The sequence below is a fragment of the Serratia ureilytica genome, from assembly GCF_013375155.1.
GTDB classification, from domain to species: domain Bacteria; phylum Pseudomonadota; class Gammaproteobacteria; order Enterobacterales; family Enterobacteriaceae; genus Serratia; species Serratia ureilytica.
The window spans coordinates 183,158-199,608 of sequence record NZ_JABXOF010000004.1; the positions used below are offsets into that span (position 1 = coordinate 183,158).

General features: G+C 60.5%; 11 protein-coding genes. 5 read left to right on the forward strand and 6 right to left on the reverse strand.

Annotated elements, in window-relative coordinates; genetic code table 11:
- Positions 1-12 precede the first annotated feature (12 nt).
- On the reverse strand, positions 13-4,473 hold the full coding sequence (gltB, locus tag HWW83_RS09690) for a glutamate synthase large subunit (protein ID WP_176589242.1): 4,461 nt from the start codon (positions 4,471-4,473) through the stop codon (positions 13-15).
- Positions 4,474-5,164: 691 nt separating this feature from the next.
- Here gltB and mnmL point away from each other — a divergent pair.
- The 4 genes from mnmL to mtgA all read left to right on the forward strand — a co-directional run bounded on the left by mnmL (position 5,165) and on the right by mtgA (position 10,154).
- Entirely contained in the window at positions 5,165-6,103 is a 939-nt protein-coding gene (mnmL, locus tag HWW83_RS09695; protein WP_089192282.1) for a tRNA modification radical SAM protein MnmL/YtqA, read from the forward strand.
- Positions 6,104-6,195: 92 nt separating this feature from the next.
- Positions 6,196-8,535 carry an aerobic respiration two-component sensor histidine kinase ArcB gene (gene arcB, locus HWW83_RS09700; RefSeq protein ID WP_033644509.1) on the forward strand — a complete coding sequence of 780 codons (2,340 nt, stop codon included), beginning with the start codon at positions 6,196-6,198 and terminating at the stop codon, positions 8,533-8,535.
- Positions 8,536-8,772: 237 nt separating this feature from the next.
- Entirely contained in the window at positions 8,773-9,426 is a 654-nt protein-coding gene (elbB, locus tag HWW83_RS09705; protein ID WP_033644510.1) for an isoprenoid biosynthesis glyoxalase ElbB, read from the forward strand.
- Positions 9,423-10,154 (forward strand): monofunctional biosynthetic peptidoglycan transglycosylase, encoded by a 732-nt coding sequence (mtgA, locus tag HWW83_RS09710; protein WP_060660211.1) that lies wholly within the window; start codon positions 9,423-9,425, stop codon positions 10,152-10,154. The genes elbB and mtgA overlap by 4 nt, the downstream gene beginning before the upstream one ends.
- Before the next feature lie 57 nt (positions 10,155-10,211).
- On the opposite strand, the gene HWW83_RS09715 is transcribed toward mtgA, so the two are convergent.
- From HWW83_RS09715 to HWW83_RS09735, 5 genes are all read right to left on the reverse strand, one after another.
- The gene (locus tag HWW83_RS09715) at positions 10,212-11,774 is read right to left on the reverse strand and encodes a S10 family peptidase (protein WP_089192280.1); all 1,563 of its coding nucleotides are present in this window, start codon (positions 11,772-11,774) and stop codon (positions 10,212-10,214) included.
- A gap of 116 nt (positions 11,775-11,890) precedes the next feature.
- Complete coding sequence (gene dolP, locus HWW83_RS09720; protein ID WP_021505102.1) at positions 11,891-12,466, reverse strand: division/outer membrane stress-associated lipid-binding lipoprotein; 576 nt, start codon at positions 12,464-12,466, stop codon at positions 11,891-11,893.
- A gap of 9 nt (positions 12,467-12,475) precedes the next feature.
- The gene (gene diaA / locus HWW83_RS09725) at positions 12,476-13,066 is read right to left on the reverse strand and encodes a DnaA initiator-associating protein DiaA (RefSeq protein ID WP_004937103.1); all 591 of its coding nucleotides are present in this window, start codon (positions 13,064-13,066) and stop codon (positions 12,476-12,478) included.
- 51 nt (positions 13,067-13,117) lie between these two features.
- The gene (locus HWW83_RS09730) at positions 13,118-13,471 is read right to left on the reverse strand and encodes a YraN family protein (RefSeq protein ID WP_089192279.1); all 354 of its coding nucleotides are present in this window, start codon (positions 13,469-13,471) and stop codon (positions 13,118-13,120) included.
- On the reverse strand, positions 13,468-15,507 hold the full coding sequence (locus tag HWW83_RS09735; RefSeq protein ID WP_149542689.1) for a penicillin-binding protein activator: 2,040 nt from the start codon (positions 15,505-15,507) through the stop codon (positions 13,468-13,470). The genes HWW83_RS09730 and HWW83_RS09735 overlap by 4 nt, the downstream gene beginning before the upstream one ends.
- 62 nt (positions 15,508-15,569) lie before the next feature.
- Here HWW83_RS09735 and rsmI point away from each other — a divergent pair, with 62 nt between their 5' ends.
- Positions 15,570-16,433 carry a 16S rRNA (cytidine(1402)-2'-O)-methyltransferase gene (gene rsmI / locus HWW83_RS09740; protein ID WP_004937108.1) on the forward strand — a complete coding sequence of 288 codons (864 nt, stop codon included), beginning with the start codon at positions 15,570-15,572 and terminating at the stop codon, positions 16,431-16,433.
- The last annotated feature ends 18 nt before the right edge of the window (positions 16,434-16,451 follow it).

Consider the following 16,451-nt stretch of genomic DNA (forward strand, 5'->3'; position numbering starts at 1 on the left):
ATGACCTACCTCTTACTGCGCCTGCACCCGCAGCTCGGCTGCGGAACGGCTACGGTGACCCAACAGCGCTTTGACATCGCTGGACTTCGGTTTGACCAGGGCGAACTTCGGCGCCCACTCGGGCCAGTTGGCCAGGATCTCTTCCGCGCGGGAAGAGCCGGTCGCCTGCACGTGTTCGGTGATCAGGCCGCGCAGATGCTCCTCATGGATCGCCAACTGATCGACATCCAGCACTTCCACCAGCTCCGGGTTCACGCGCTTGCGGAACTCGCCGTCTTCGTCCAGCACGTAGGCGAAGCCGCCGGTCATGCCGGCGCCGAAGTTGATGCCGGTTTTACCCAGCACGCAGACGATGCCGCCGGTCATGTATTCGCAGCCGTTGTCGCCGATGCCTTCCACCACGGTGATGGCGCCGGAGTTGCGCACCGCGAAACGCTCGCCCGCGCGGCCGGCGGCGAACAGCTTGCCGCCGGTGGCGCCGTACAGGCAGGTGTTGCCGACGATGCTGGCTTCATGGCTGCGGAAGGCGGAGCCGATCGGCGGACGCACCGCGATGCTGCCGCCGGCCATGCCTTTGCCGACATAGTCGTTGGCGTCGCCGGTCAGGGTCAGCTCGACGCCGCCGGCGTTCCAGACGCCGAAGCTCTGCCCGGCGGTGCCGGAGAAGTGCGCCTTGATCGGATCGGCCGCCATGCCCTGATCGCCGTGCACGTTGGCGATAGCGCCGGACAGCATGGCGCCCACGGAGCGGTCGGTGTTGCGAATGTCGAAGTAGAAGGTTTTACCCTGTTTCGCTTCGATATGCGGCTGCGCCTGCGCCAGCAGCTCTTTGTTCAGCAGGCCCTTGTCGAACGCCGGGTTGCTGCTTTCGGTGCAGTACACCGCTTTGCCCGGATGCGGCGTGGCGGTTTTCAGCAGCGGCGACAGATCCAGCTTGTTCTGCTTGGCGGAGATGCCGTCCAGCTCGGTCAGGAACTCGGTGCGGCCGATCAGATCCACCAACTGGCTCACGCCCAGTTGCGCCATGATCTCGCGGGTTTCACGCGCGATAAACTGGAAGTAATTCGTCACGCGTTCCGGCAGGCCGTGGTAGTGATCGCGGCGCAGCTTGTCGTCCTGAGTCGCGACGCCGGTCGCGCAGTTGTTGAGGTGGCAGATGCGCAGGTATTTGCAGCCCAGCGCCACCATCGGCCCGGTGCCGAAGCCGAAGCTTTCCGCGCCCAGGATCGCCGCTTTGACGATGTCCACGCCGGTTTTCAGGCCGCCGTCCACCTGCAGGCGGATCTTGTGGCGCAGACCGTTGGCCACCAGCGCCTGCTGGGTTTCCACCAGGCCCAGTTCCCATGGGCAGCCGGCATATTTCACCGAGGACAGCGGGCTGGCGCCGGTGCCGCCGTCGTAACCGGCGATGGTGATCAGATCGGCATAGGCTTTCGCCACGCCGGTGGCGATGGTGCCGACGCCCGGCTCGGACACCAGTTTCACCGAGATCACCGCCTTCGGGTTGACCTGCTTCAGATCGAAGATCAGCTGCGCCAGATCTTCGATCGAGTAGATGTCGTGGTGTGGCGGCGGGGAGATCAGCGTCACGCCCGGCACCGAGTAACGCAGTCTGGCGATGTACGGGGTGACTTTGTCGCCCGGCAGCTGGCCGCCTTCGCCCGGCTTGGCGCCTTGCGCCACCTTAATCTGGATCACGTCGGCGTTCACCAGGTAGGCCGGTGTTACGCCGAAGCGGCCGGAGGCCACCTGTTTGATGCGCGACACCTTGTTGGTGCGGTAGCGCGCCGGATCTTCGCCGCCTTCGCCGGAGTTGGAGAAGCCGCCGAGGCCGTTCATGGCGATCGCCAGTGATTCGTGCGCTTCCGGGCTCAGCGCGCCGATCGACATCGCCGCCGTGTCGAAGCGTTTGAACAGCGATTCCGCCGGTTCGACCTGATCGACCGGGATCGGTTCGCCTTTCGGCGTGATGGCCAGCAGATCGCGTAGCATGGCGACCGGCCGCTCGTTCACCAGCTTGGCGTAAGCCTGATAGTCGCTGTACTCGCCGCTGTGTACCGCTTTTTGCAGCGAGTTCACCACGTCCGGGTTGTAGGCGTGGTATTCGCCGCCGTGCACGAATTTCAGCAGGCCGCCTTGCTCCAGCGGTTTGCGTTTCAGCCAGGCGCGCTTGGAAAGGTTCTGCAGATCCTGCTGGAAATCGCTGAAGCTGGCGCCGCCAATGCGGCTGACCACGCCCTGGAAGCACAGATCCGCCAGATCGCGGTGCAGGCCGACCGCTTCGAACAGCTTGGAGCAGCGGTAAGAGGCGATGGTCGAAATGCCCATCTTGGACATGATCTTGTACAGGCCTTTGTTGATGCCGTTGCGGTAGTTCAGCATCACGTCGCGGTATTTCTTGTCGATCGCCTGGCTGTCCACCAGCTTGGCCAGGGTTTCATAGGCCAGATACGGATAGATGGCGGTCGCGCCGAAGCCGAGCAGTACGGCGAAGTGGTGCGGATCGCGGGCGCTGGCGGTTTCAACGATCAGGTTGGCGTCGCAGCGCAGGCTTTTTTCCACCAGGCGGGTTTGCACGGCGCCGACTGCCATCGGAGCAGGCACCGGCAGGCGGCCGGGCGCGATGGCGCGGTCGGACAGCACCAACAGCACCGCACCTTCACGCACCTTGCGTTCCGCTTCGTCGCACAGGGCGCGAATGGTCTGCTCCAGATCCTGCTGCTGCGGATCGAAGGTCAGATCGAGCGTCTCGGCGCGATAGTATTCGCCTTCCAGCGTGGTGAGCTGTTTGAAATCGGAGTACAGCAGGATCGGCGATCTGAAGCTCAGGCGGTGCGCCTGGCCTTCGGCTTCGCAGAACACGTTCATTTCGCGGCCGATGCTGGTGGCCAGCGACATGACGTGCGCTTCACGCAGCGGATCGATCGGCGGATTGGTGACCTGCGCGAACTGCTGGCGGAAATAGTCGTAAACGATGCGCGGCCGGCTGGAGAGCACGGCGAACGGGGTATCGTCGCCCATCGAACCGGTGGCCTCCTGGCCAATTTCGCCCAGCACGCGGATCACCTGATCCAGCTCTTCACTGCTGTAGCCGAACTGTTTCTGATAGGTTTCGAGCTGCGCGTCGTCGAGCTCGCGGCTGCCGACCTGATCGTCCGGCAGATCTTCGAACGGCACCAGGCGTTTGACGTTTTTCTCCATCCACTCTTTATACGGGTGGCGGCTTTTCAGATCGTTATCGGTTTCCGCCGAGTGCAGGATGCGGCCGCTGCGGGTGTCGATCACCATCAGCTCGCCGGGGCCGACGCGGCCTTTTTCCACCACTTCATCCGGCTGGTAATCCCAGATGCCGACTTCGGAGGCGCAGGTAATCAGCTTGTCTTTGGTGATCACGTAGCGCGCCGGGCGCAGGCCGTTGCGATCGAGGTTACAGGCGGCGTAGCGGCCGTCGGACATCACGATGCCGGCCGGGCCGTCCCACGGCTCCATGTGCATCGAGTTGAAGTCGAAGAAGGCGCGCAGATCGCCGTCCATGTCCGGGTTGTTCTGCCAGGCCGGCGGCACCAGCAGGCGCATGGCGCGGATGAGATCCATCCCGCCCGCCAGCAGCAGCTCCAGCATGTTGTCCAGCGAACTGGAGTCGGAGCCGGTTTCGTTGACGAACGGCGCGGCGGCCTGCAGATCCGGGATCAGCGGTGTTTGGAATTTATAGGTACGGGCGCGCGCCCACTGGCGGTTGCCGGTGATGGTGTTGATTTCGCCGTTGTGCGCCAGGTAGCGGAACGGCTGCGCCAGCGGCCAGCGCGGCACGGTGTTGGTGGAGAAGCGCTGGTGGAACAGGCAAATGGCCGACTCCAGGCGCAGGTCCGCCAGATCGAGATAGAAGCGCGGCAGATCCGCAGGCATGCACAGGCCTTTATAGATCGTCACCAGGTTAGAGAAGCTGCAGACGTAAAAACTGTCGTCCTCCACGCGTTTCTCGATGCGGCGACGCGCCACGAACAGGCGGCGCTCCATATCACGCGGGCGCCAGCCGGCCGGGGCGTTAACGAAGATTTGCTCGATGCGCGGCAGGGAGGAGAGGGCGATTTCACCCAGCACGTCCGGGTTGGTCGGCACTTCGCGCCAGCCGACGATCGACAGCGTTTCGTTTTGCAGCTCTTCTTCCACGATGCGGCGGCTGATGCGCGCTTCCTCTTCATTCTGGCTGAGGAACATCATGCCGACGGCGTAGTTCTTGGCCAAACGCCAGCCGCGCTCTTCCGCCACCATGCGGAAGAAACGATCGGGTTTTTGCAGCAACAGGCCGCAGCCGTCGCCGGTCTTGCCGTCGGCGAGGATCGCGCCGCGGTGCTGCATGCGGGCCAGCGCGTGAATGGCGGTGCGCACCACCTTGTGGCTAGGTTCGCCTTCTATATGGGCGATCAGGCCGAAACCACAGTTGTCCCTCTCTTGGGATTTATCGTACAACATATCGTGAACCTCCCCAGGCTCTGCGTGACTCTCACAACCTACTGCGAGGGGGCTTCCCAATTTCAGGCAGAAGTCCAATCAGCAAGTTAACCCCGCCAATCTGCTTTTCCGCCCTCCATCAATGGCCTCTCGTGACGGTCTCACAAGTGGTATAGGACTTGTTTTAAGAGGGAGTCTTCAATTACTGCATAAATATGACGAGACGTTTGCCCGTCCAGAAAGCTTCCAGCGGACTTCCAACTTAGCGAGAAAGAATTCGCAGGTCAAATGTGGGCTTAAGATAGATTCTTATCGAATTAATGATGTTTATTTATTTGATAAATAAGTAATTTAATGCATTTTTGCACTATCGTGGGGCAACGCCGATCCTTGCAGAAGTGTGAGCTGTCTCACTATAGTGCAACCCCTTAATCTCTGCACCATGCTAGTGCGGGGGGTAATGCCAGAATTTTATTCTATAAGATATTGCTTGGCTGATGTTTATGACTGTTTTTCACCGTGTTGTCATATTGCCGTTAACGGTTGCGTGACGATTAGAATAATTCATCAGAATTAGAGTGAATTGATTTGCGTTTATGATGAATAGTTATGCCTGATGGCGCCTTGCGGGGAAAGCGTTGATCTCTGTCATCGCGGGAAAAACCGTTTCTTATTAGCATCGCGGCTTTGAACACAGAGAACCACCAAGATTATGCAGTTGCCGCAATTAGTCAATATGTTTGGCGCGGATCTCCAGCGCCGCTATGGCGAAAAGATCCATAAACTCACGCTGCACGGCGGATTCAGCTGCCCTAACCGCGACGGCACGTTGGGGCGCGGCGGCTGTACGTTCTGCAATGTCGCCTCGTTCGCCGATGAAGCGATGCAACGCCAGAGCATTGCCGAACAGCTGGCGCAGCAGGCCGCGCGGGCCGATCGGGCGCGGCGCTATCTGGCCTATTTCCAGGCCTATACCAGCACCTATGCGGAGGTTGAACGGCTGGAGACGATGTATCGGCAGGCGTTGGCGCAGAGCGCCATGGTCGGCCTGTGCGTCGGCACCCGGCCGGACTGCGTGCCACCCGCCGCGCTGGATCTGCTGACGGGATACCGCGAGCAAGGCTATGAAGTGTGGCTGGAGCTGGGGCTGCAGACGGCGCACGAGAAAACGCTGAAGCGCATCAACCGCGGCCATGATTTTCGCTGTTATCAGCAGACTGCGCGACTGGCCCGGCAGCGCGGGCTGAAGGTGTGCTGCCATCTGATCGTCGGGCTGCCGGGAGAAACTCAGCGCGATCATCTGCTCACGCTGCAGCGGGTGACGGAGACCGGCGTGGATGGCATCAAACTGCATCCGCTGCACGTCGTCACCGGCAGTACCCTGGCGCGGGCGTGGCATGCCGGGCGGTTGCCCGAACTGGCGCTGGAAGCTTACGCCGCCAGCGCCGGGGAGATGATCCGCCATACGCCGGGCGAGGTGGTGTACCACCGTCTTTCCGCCAGCGCCCGTCGGCCGACGCTGCTGGCGCCGCTGTGGTGCGAAAACCGCTGGAGCGGCATGCAGGCGGTCGGTGCTTATCTGCAGCAATACGGCGGGCAGGGCAGCGCGCTGGATGAAAAGCGGCGCTACCGCCCCGGAATGCCGCTCTGAAGTGCAATCTTTGCCACACTTCGGCGTTTGCCGCCTTATCTCATTGCGGTTTTACGGTATGATTCAAAAGATTGTGTCTGATGGGAGCCGCTATGAAGCAAATCCGGGTGTTGGCCCAGTACTACGTTGATTTAATGGTGAAACTGGGGTTGGTGCGCTTCTCGCTGCTGCTGGCCTCGGCGCTGGTGGTGCTGGCGATGGTGGTGCAGATGGCGGTGACCATGCTGCTGCGCGGCGAAGTGGAAAGCATCGACGTGGTGCGTTCAATCTTCTTCGGTCTGTTGATCACCCCGTGGGCGGTCTACTTTCTCTCGGTGGTGGTGGAACAGCTGGAAGAGTCGCGCCAACGGCTGGCGCGGCTGGTGGACAAGCTGGAAGAGATGCGCCACCGCGATCTGGAGCTTAATCAGCAGCTCAAAGACAATATCAGCCAGCTGAATCAGGAGATCGCCGACCGTATCAAAGCGGAAGAAGAGCGCCTGCAGGTGATGGAAAAGCTGACGGAAGAGATGGAGCAGCGCGAGCAGGCGCAGATTGAGCTGGGCCAGCAATCGGCGCTGCTGCGTTCCTTCCTCGATGCCTCGCCGGATTTGGTCTACTACCGCAACGAAGATAAAGAGTTTTCCGGCTGTAACCGCGCGATGGAACTGCTGACCGGCAAAAGCGAGAAACAGCTGATCGGCCTGACGCCGTTCGACGTCTACGGCCAGGAGATCGCCGAAAAGGTCATTGAGACCGACGAGAAGGTGTTCCGCCACAACGTTTCGCTGACCTACGAACAGTGGCTGGTGTATCCCGACGGCCGCAAGGCCTGTTTCGAGCTGCGCAAGGTCCCGTTTTACGACCGGGTGGGCAAACGCCACGGGCTGATGGGCTTCGGCCGCGATATTACCGAGCGTAAGCGCTACCAGGACGCGCTGGAGAACGCCAGCAGGGAGAAGACCACCTTTATCTCCACGATCAGCCACGAGCTGCGTACGCCGCTTAACGGCATCGTCGGCCTGAGCCGCATTTTGCTTGATACCGAGCTGAACGACGAGCAGCTGAAATACCTGAAGACCATTCACGTCAGCGCCATCACCCTCGGCAATATCTTCAACGACATTATCGAAATGGACAAGCTCGAGCGGCGCAAGGTGCAGCTCGACAACCAGCCGGTGGACTTCACCGGATTCCTGGCGGATCTGGAGAATCTCTCGGGCCTGCTGGCGCAGCCGAAAGGGCTGCAGTTCATCATGGAGCCGCAGACGCCGCTGCCGCAGCAGATCGTGACCGACGGCACGCGCCTGCGGCAGATCTTGTGGAACCTGATCGGCAACGCGGTGAAATTTACCCAGCAGGGGCAAATTGTGGTGCGCGTGCGGCGCGAGGCGCAGGAGAAGCTGGTGTTCGAAGTGGAAGACTCGGGCATGGGCATCCCGCAGGACGAGCAGGACAAGATCTTCGCCATGTATTATCAGGTGAAAGATCAGCGCGGCGGCCGTCCGGCCACCGGCACCGGCATCGGGCTGGCGGTCTCCAAACGGCTGGCGCAGAGCATGGGCGGCGACATTACCGTGCGCAGCGAACAAGGGCACGGTTCTTGCTTCACTTTGACCATCAAGGCGCCGGCGGTGCAGGAAGCCGTCAGCGCGGCGCCGGAGGAAGAGGAGCTGCCGTTGCCGGCGCTGCACATCCTGCTGGTGGAAGATATCGAACTGAACGTGATCGTGGCGCGCTCGGTGCTGGAGAAGCTGGGCAACAGCGTCGAGGTGGCGATGAACGGCCACGACGCGCTGGCGATGTTCGATCCGGACGAGTTCGATCTGGTGCTGCTGGACATCCAACTGCCGGACATGACCGGGCTGGATATCGCCCGGGCGCTGCGCGAGCGTTACGCCGGGCAGGCGCTGCCGCCGTTGGTGGCCCTGACCGCCAACGTGCTGAAAGACAAAAAAGAGTATCTCGAGGCGGGCATGGACGATGTGCTGAGCAAGCCGCTGTCGGTGCCGGCGCTGACCAAGGTCATCAAACACTATTGGGATCATCAACCTTCTCACACTTCTAAGAAAACGGAGCACAAGGCGATGCAGATTAATGAGTCGTTACTCGATACCGCGATGTTGGAGCAGTACATGGACCTGGTTGGTCCGCAGTTGATCCATCAAAGTCTGGAGATGTTCGAACAGATGATGCCGGGTTATCTGGCGGTGCTGGATTCCAACATGACGGCGCGCGATCAGAAAGGCATCACCGAGGAAGGGCACAAGATCAAGGGCGCCGCCGGTTCGGTCGGCCTGCGTCACCTGCAGCAGTTGGCGCAACAGATTCAAACGCCGACGCTGCCGGCCTGGTGGGATAACGTGCAGGACTGGGTAGATGAGCTGAAGCAAGAGTGGCGTAACGACGTGCAGGTACTGCGGGCTTGGGTAGAGAACGCTGAAAAAAAATGACCCCGACGTGAGCCGGGGTGCGCGAATATTGCGCCAACACCAGGGAAATTGTGAACCTGCGTATTGGTTTCAGTGTTCTGGTCGAGCAGGTTGTAGCGAATTCCTAAACATCATACAGCCAACAACATAGCAAATGTAAGCGCTCTTGTTAGAAGATTCATTAAAATGTGTGATGTAGATTAGTGTTTGTCAACTCCGAGCACGAACCAGTTGACAGCAGCGACAGGAGGAAGAGTGATGAAAAAGGTGGGTGTAGTCCTCAGCGGCAGCGGCGTTTATGACGGTACGGAGATCCACGAAGCGGTGCTGACGCTGCTGGCGCTGGACCGTGCCGGCGCTCAGGCGGTGTGTTTTGCGCCTGATAAACCGCAACGCCATGTTATTAATCACTTATCTGGTGAGGAGATGGCGGAATCGCGCAACGTCCTGATTGAATCGGCGCGCATTGCCCGCGGCGCAGTGCAGCCGTTGGCGCTGGCGGAGGCCGCGCAGCTGGATGCGCTGATTGTGCCCGGCGGCTTTGGCGCCGCCAAGAATCTCAGCAATTTCGCCGAGGCCGGCGCGGAATGTTGGGTCGATGAAGCGTTGGCGCGTCTGACGCGCGAGATGCATAAGGCCAACAAACCAATTGGCCTGATGTGCATCGCACCGGCGCTGTTGCCGAAGCTGCTCGATCAACAAGCGCGGCTGACCATTGGCAACGATCCCGACCTGGGAGAAGTGATTGACGCCATGGGCGGCGAGCCGGTGATTTGCCCGGTGGACGACATCGTGGTGGACAGCGAGCACAAGATCGTGACCACGCCGGCCTATATGCTGGCACCGTCGATCGCGCAGGCGGCCGTCGGCATCGATAAACTGGTGGCGCGGGTGCTGGAACTGGCTGAATGAGCAAATCGGTCGGCGGATGGCGGCGGCTGCGTCCGTGGTATTGGCTGAAACGCGGCGTCATCGCGATTATCGGCCTGTGGGTGTTGGGCATTGTGGCCTTCGCCTTCCTGCCGGTGCCGTTTTCCGCCGTGATGGTGGAGCGGCAGATCAGCGCCTGGCTGAGCGGCGACTTCGGCTACGTCGCTCATTCGGACTGGGTGTCGATGGACGACATTTCGCCGCAGATGGTGCTGGCGGTGATGGCGGCGGAAGATCAGAAGTTTCCAGACCATTGGGGCTTCGATGTGGCGGCCATTGAAAAGGCGCTCAGCCACAACGAGAAGCGCCCGACGCGCATCCGCGGCGCGTCCACGCTGTCGCAGCAGACCGCCAAGAACCTGTTTCTGTGGGATGGCCGCAGCTGGCTGCGCAAAGGGTTGGAGGCTGGGCTGACGTCGGGCATCGAGCTGGTGTGGACCAAGCGACGCATTCTGACGGTGTATCTGAACATCGTGGAGTTCGGCGACGGGGTGTTCGGCGTGGAAGAGGCTTCACAGCGCTTTTTCCATAAGCCGGCCAAGCGCCTGACCGCGGCCGAAGCGGCGCTGCTGGCGGCGGTATTGCCGAATCCGCACCGCTTCAGGGCCGAGGCGCCTTCCGGCTATGTGGTGCAGCGTCAACAGTGGATCATGCGCCAAATGCGGCAGCTGGGCGGGGAAACGTTTTTACGCGAGAACAAGCTGGATTAAGCGGGCGATACCCTGCTTTCGGGCAAGGTATCCCTCTCTTCGGTGGCTAATGCCGCATCAGGGCTTTTCGCTGATAAATGCAGTTAAATCCGCGTGCATCTTTTTAAGCGATAGTTCATCCACGTACGGCATATGCCCGGTGTCATACCAATAGAAACGGATATTGTCGCGTAATTTGGGCGACACGGGCAGATGGCTCATCTCATATTTGGCGACGAAGTAAGGGGTGGCCAGGTCGTAAACCCCGCCAATCACCATCACTCTCATTGTCGGAGTCATTTTCATCACTCGCGACAGGTTCGGCAACACGTTAAATGATCTGTCCCGGCTGTTGCTGGACATGTTCCAGTCATAGACCTCATTGGAAAATGCGCGATAGTTTTGGTCGGCGCTAAAATGCAGCGTTTTGCCAAGATAATCGTGGAATTGCGCGACGTAGGCGGAAGTAATTGCACTGACGTTGGGATCGTAGTTGGACGTTTCAGCGATATTATCCAGCGACGGCCCACGATAGCGGGTATCGATTCTGCCAATGGTCTCGTCTTGGCTGCGCAACAGTTGCTTGGCGAAGACCGGTCCACTCAGGCGCAAATTGGCCTTGAGCCAATAATCGGCCGGAATGCCGGTAAATTGGTAAAGCTGCTCGGCGAGCGTTTGGCGATCTTTTTCAGGCAGATTGGTACCTTGCAGCAAGGCTGGGGCATAAGTCCCCAGCGCAAACTGCTCGGCCTGGTCTAACAGGGTTTTCAGGCTCTGGTGTTTGCCCGGCAGCCGCTGGTGGTACCATGCGCTGGCTGCGTAGGTTGGGAGCGCCAGATAGTAAGGTTGATCGACGCCAGGGTTTTGATTGGGATCGTCGACGTTATTGTCGTAGTTCAGAAACTGCGACATCAGGATAATACCGTTAAGATCGATATTCTGATTTTTTAGCGTCTCGGCCAATACCACCGAGCGGGTAGTGCCGTAGCTTTCACCCAATAAATATTTAGGTGAGTTCCAGCGTTGGTAATGCGTTAAAAACTGAACGATAAATTGAGAAAAAGCCTGAGCATCGCCGTTGACGCCATAGACGTTGCTGGCACTCTGTGCTTTTTGCTGCGCTCTCTCCGGCTGGCTGGCGGCACTGCTGGAAAAGCGGCTGTAACCCGTTCCGGGGGCATCGATAAACACCAGATCGCTGACGTTGAGCAGACTGTATTGGTTATCGGTGAGTTGGTAAGGCGCCAGCTGTGTTTTCTCTGGCTGAGTAGCGATAACCCGTTTAGGCCCCAGCGCCCCCATATGCAGCCACAGCGAGGCGGAGCCCGGCCCGCCGTTGTAGATAAAGGTAATCGGCCTGCTCTCGTTCTTATTCTCATTCTTTTTGAAATACGCAACATAGAACATGCCGGTCACGGGATCTTCCGGATCCTCTTTACTCAATTCCAGCACCCCGGTTTGCGCCTGATAATTGATTTTTACCTGGTCGACCGTGATCGCGCCTTGAGTAGCAACGGTTTGACCGGTCATCGGGGGCGGGGCATGTTCGGCGCGGGGCGTATCCTGAGTGGGATTGGCGGCGGAAACTCCGGCGGTGAATAAAGAAACGGCAGTGAGAAAACCGATTAAAATTCTGTCCATTTGAATTTTATCCGTAATGAAGTGAGAGATTACTTTAAACGCGGCTCATTAAACCAGGGTAAAACAGCGGGAAGCGTACAGAAAATCGGCAAGGGGAAGCCCCCTTGCCTGAAGGATCATTTCACATAGGTAAAGGCGGTGGTGACGTGCTTCACGCCGCTGACCTGGCTGGCGATCTGCGCCGCCGACTGTCCTTCCTGCTGAGTGACCAGGCCCAGCAAGAACACTTCGCCGTTTTCGGTGGTGACTTTCACGTTGGACGATTTCACCGTATCGCTGGTCAACAGCTGCGAACGCACTTTGGTGGTGATCCAGGTGTCGGAGGACGCGGTGCTCAGGCTGACAGGCGTGCCCTGGCGAATTTCGTTATACACTTCGGTCGTGCCTTCCACGCCCATGGCGATCTGCTTGGCGCGCGCGGTGAGATCGGCGTTAGGCGACTGGCCGGTCAACAGCACCTTGCCCTGATAGGCGGTGGCGACCACCCGGGCCTCTTTCTTCAACTGCTGGTCTTTGCTCAGGGCGCTTTCTACCCTGGCTTCCAGCGTGCCGTCATCCACCTGGGTCCCTACGCTGCGCGGGTCGGTGGCGGTTTTGGTGGCGACGGCCGCACTGCCGACGACGACGCCGGCGATACAGCCTTGCAACAGCAGGGCGCTGGACAGCACTGCAAATGTGGCTTTTAGCTTCATCTCAGTTCCTTAATCGTCCTGGTGGGGGAATAACGTATTGTCTATCAGGTCGCACAGGCAGTTTACGGTCAGCATATGCATTTCCTGAATGCGCGAACTGCGGTGCGACGGGATGCGGATCTCGACATCCTGTTGGCCGAGCAACCCGGCCAGCTCGCCGCCGTCGTAGCCGGTGAGCGCGACGATGGTCATATCGCGGGTCACGGCCGCTTCGACCGCTTTCACAATATCACGGCTGTTGCCGCGGGTGGAAATCGCCAGCAGCACGTCGCCGGTGTGCCCGAGCGCGCGCACCTGCTTGGCGTACACTTCGTCGTGCAGGCGATCGTTGCTGATCGCGGTCAGCACCACGTTGTCGGCGTTGAGGGCGATGGCCGGCAGGCTGGGGCGCTCGGTTTCAAAACGGTTGATCATGCTGGCGGCGAAGTGCTGTGCGTTGGCCGCCGAGGTGCCGTTGCCGCAGCACAGGATTTTGTTGCCGTTGAGTAAGGATTGAACCAGCGTCATCGCAGCGCGGGAAATGGCGTCAGGCAACGCTTCCGCCGCCGCGATCTGGGTTTGGATGCTTTCGGTAAAACAGACTTTAATTCTATCCAGCACGTTGTATTAATCCACTAAGTCAAAGGGCCGGTCTGCGCCGCAAAACCCCAATTAATCCGCATTGAAGGCGTTGGGTATCCATTCTAACTGGCTACCGGTAATGGCCAAAACATCAAAACGGCAAGATGATGTGTCAAAACTGGCGCCGCGCCCCGCCAGCCAGACGGCGGCGGCGTGCAGCAACCGCTGTTGTTTGCGAGAGGTAACGCTGGCGGCCGCGCCGCCGAAGGCGTCGTTGCGGCGGTAGCGCACTTCGACGAACACCCAGGTGGCGCCGTCGCGCATGATGAGGTCGAGCTCACCGCCGCGCACCGCGACGTTGGCGGCGCAGAAGGTGAGCCCGGCGCGTTCCAGATGACGGCGGGCCAGTAACTCATAGCCCGCCCCGGCGGCGCGTGGGTTCAAGAGACCGGCACGACCGTACCCTGACGATATTGCAGCCAAGGCAGCTTGCGGTTGATCACGCAGTTCGGCGACGCGCTCAGCGTGCCGGTGGTGCCGGAAACCTGGAAGCCCGGCAGTTGGCGCATTTCAGCAAAGTGGTTGGCCAATGTCCAGGCATCCATCCCCATCGCATACAGGCGCACCAGCGAGTAATCGTTGCGGAAACGCGCGCTGGCCTGCTGCAACAGCTGAGGGTTTGAGCCGGCCAGCAGCGGGATGTCGCTGAACTGCAGACCTTCCATTTCCAGACGGAAGTCCGGGCCGGCGCCGGCCTGGTAGCTGCGCGAGCTGGCGTACATCGCCGGTTTGCCGCGCGAGCTGGTGGCCATGTCGATCATCGGTTTGATCAGCGTCAGCTGGGACTGGGTAGCGACGATATACACCGCGTCGACGCTGCCGCCGGTAGCGGCGGGCACGTCGCTCGGCGGCGCCGGAATGGTCAGCCCGGCGATGGTCACGCTCTGCGGCGCCGGGGCGCTCGACATCGGCGTGCCGGTCATGCGGATGCCGCCGCTGTTCACCATCTGGCGCAGTTCACCGGCGGAGCCGATGTCCTGACGCAGCACGGTTTGCCCGCCTTGCTTCTGCCATTCCTGGTTAAAGGCCTTGGCGACGCGATCGCCGAAGGCGCCGCGCGGCACCAGCAGCAGCGGTTGACGTTTCTGTTGTTCCCAGATGTGGCGGGCGGCGTCGCGCGCTTCATCTTCCGGCGACAGGGCGAAGTAACAGATGTTCAGATTGTCCTTCGGCGTTTCCGGCTGGTTGAGCGCCAGCACGTTCAGCGTGGTGGTACTGGCGGACAGCTGATCGACGTTCTCTTTCAGCAGCGGCCCGACCACCAGAGTGGCGCCATCCTGCTGCGCCTGGCTCAGCAAGGCGGCCAGCGGCTGGCTGGTGGTGTCGTACACTTTGACCTGCGCATTAGCGGCCTGCAGCGGCGTTATCGGCGCGCTGGACGGCGCAGCGGGTTGCGCGGCGGTCACGGCCGGCTGGCTCTCTTGCGCCGAAGGGCTGACCGCGCCGTTGGCGTTGATGTCACCGGCAGCGGCCTGATCGGCCGGCGCCGTTTGGGCCGGCGCGCCGGCCGGTTGCGCGGCTTGAGGCTGCGGCGCCGGCAGGGAACCGCCGTTTTTCGCCGCTTCGAACCCTTGCTGGATGGCGTCGGCGAACACTTTCGCCTGGCCGTTCAACGGCAGCAGCAGGGCGATTTTCGAGGTGGAGGCCTGGGTGAAGTTCAGCACCTGATTCAGGCGAGCCGGCAGCGTTTTGGCCGCCGGGTTCTTCGGATAACGGTTCTGCCAGTCTTTGATGCCGGCCTTCAGCAGATCGGGATCCTGCTTGTTGTCCTGATAGACGCGCAGCAGATCCAGCCAGCCTTGCAGCACGTTCTCGTCGGCGTTGATCACCAGGCTGTTCATCTCCTGCGGCGTCAGCTGCAGCAGGGCCTGCCAGGTTTGATCCAGATTGTCCTGGTGCGCCTTGCCGGTCAGCAACGGCTCCTGAGCGATATAGGCGCGGATCAGCGGCAGCGATGCTTTGCCCTGGTTGGCGGCGATCTGCGCCTGGTAGTAACGCACCTTCTGATTCGGCGACAGCGTACCGCTGTCCAGGTGGCCCAGCGTACTGCGGGCGCTGACGTAGCTCTTGTTGGCGATCTGCAGTTCGGCGGTCAGCAACTGGCGTTCGGTCTGCTGTGCGCCGCTGAGGTTTTTCGGCAGCTGATTCAACTGGTCGCCGGCCTGCGGCAGTTTTCCTTCACGCAGCAAGGCGCGAATAGCAAGTAATTGCCAGTCAGCCTTGTTATCATCGCTGCTTTGCTGCAACTGCTGCAGGTAGTAATCGGAGCTGGCGCTCGCTTCGTCCTGTATATTGGCGGGCGGCGTTTGCGGGGCCCGACTCGGACAGCCTGCCAGGAAAAGGGCGGCCGCGATGACTGCGGTAAGTCGGACAGGCTTGGAACGCCCTGCTTTGGTACGAACGAATGTTGAGGAAAGCATACTGTATCCAGTGATGTTTTTTTCAAGATGCTCAATATTAAATCGGCAACCCGGATGAAACAATGAATCAACACCAACAATCAGTCATTTCTGCATCAACGCTGTATGTGGTGCCCACCCCAATCGGCAATCTGGGCGATATTACCCACCGCGCGTTAGAGGTACTGAAAAGCGTTGATCTGATCGCGGCGGAAGACACGCGCCATACCGGATTGCTGCTGCAACACTTCGCGATCAACGCGCGTCTGTTCGCGCTGCACGATCACAACGAACAGCAAAAGGCCGATCAGCTGCTGGCGAAACTGCAGGAAGGCCAGAGCATCGCGCTGGTTTCCGACGCCGGCACGCCGCTGATCAACGATCCCGGCTATCACCTGGTGCGCCGCTGCCGCGAGGCCGGCATTCGCGTGGTGCCGCTGCCGGGCGCCTGCGCCGCCACTACCGCGCTGTGCGCCGCGGGCGTCGCTTCCGACCGTTTCTGCTACGAAGGTTTTCTGCCGGCGAAAACCAAGGGGCGCAAGGATACGCTGATGGCGCTGGCGGAGGAACCGCGCACGCTGATTTTCTACGAATCCACTCACCGCCTGTTGGAAAGTCTGCAGGACATGGTCACCGTTTGGGGCCCGCAGCGTTATGTCGTGCTGGCGCGTGAGCTGACCAAAACCTGGGAATCCATCCACGGCGCGCCGGTGGGTGAGCTGCTGGCGTGGGTGCAGGAAGATGAAGTGCGCCGCCGCGGCGAAATGGTGCTGATCGTCGAAGGCCACAAGGCGCAGGAGGATGCGCTGCCGCTTGAGGCGCTGCGCACGCTGGCGCTGCTGCAAAAAGAGTTGCCGTTGAAAAAGGCGGCGGCGCTGGCGGCGGAAATCCACGGCGTGAAGAAAAATGCGCTGTATAAGCACGCGCTGGAGCAACAACAGCCGTAAAGCGGTTGACCTGCCGCC

Coding starts and splice junctions, on each gene's coding strand:
- HWW83_RS09735 (WP_149542689.1), bottom strand. CDS start 15,507: ATGCTTTCCTCAACATTCGTTCGTACCAAAGCAGGGCGTTCCAAGCCT.
- gltB (WP_176589242.1), bottom strand. CDS start 4,473: ATGTTGTACGATAAATCCCAAGAGAGGGACAACTGTGGTTTCGGCCTG.
- dolP (WP_021505102.1), bottom strand. CDS start 12,466: ATGAAGCTAAAAGCCACATTTGCAGTGCTGTCCAGCGCCCTGCTGTTG.
- elbB (WP_033644510.1), top strand. CDS start 8,773: ATGAAAAAGGTGGGTGTAGTCCTCAGCGGCAGCGGCGTTTATGACGGT.
- rsmI (WP_004937108.1), top strand. CDS start 15,570: ATGAATCAACACCAACAATCAGTCATTTCTGCATCAACGCTGTATGTG.
- mnmL (WP_089192282.1), top strand. CDS start 5,165: ATGCAGTTGCCGCAATTAGTCAATATGTTTGGCGCGGATCTCCAGCGC.
- HWW83_RS09715 (WP_089192280.1), bottom strand. CDS start 11,774: ATGGACAGAATTTTAATCGGTTTTCTCACTGCCGTTTCTTTATTCACC.
- mtgA (WP_060660211.1), top strand. CDS start 9,423: ATGAGCAAATCGGTCGGCGGATGGCGGCGGCTGCGTCCGTGGTATTGG.
- arcB (WP_033644509.1), top strand. CDS start 6,196: ATGAAGCAAATCCGGGTGTTGGCCCAGTACTACGTTGATTTAATGGTG.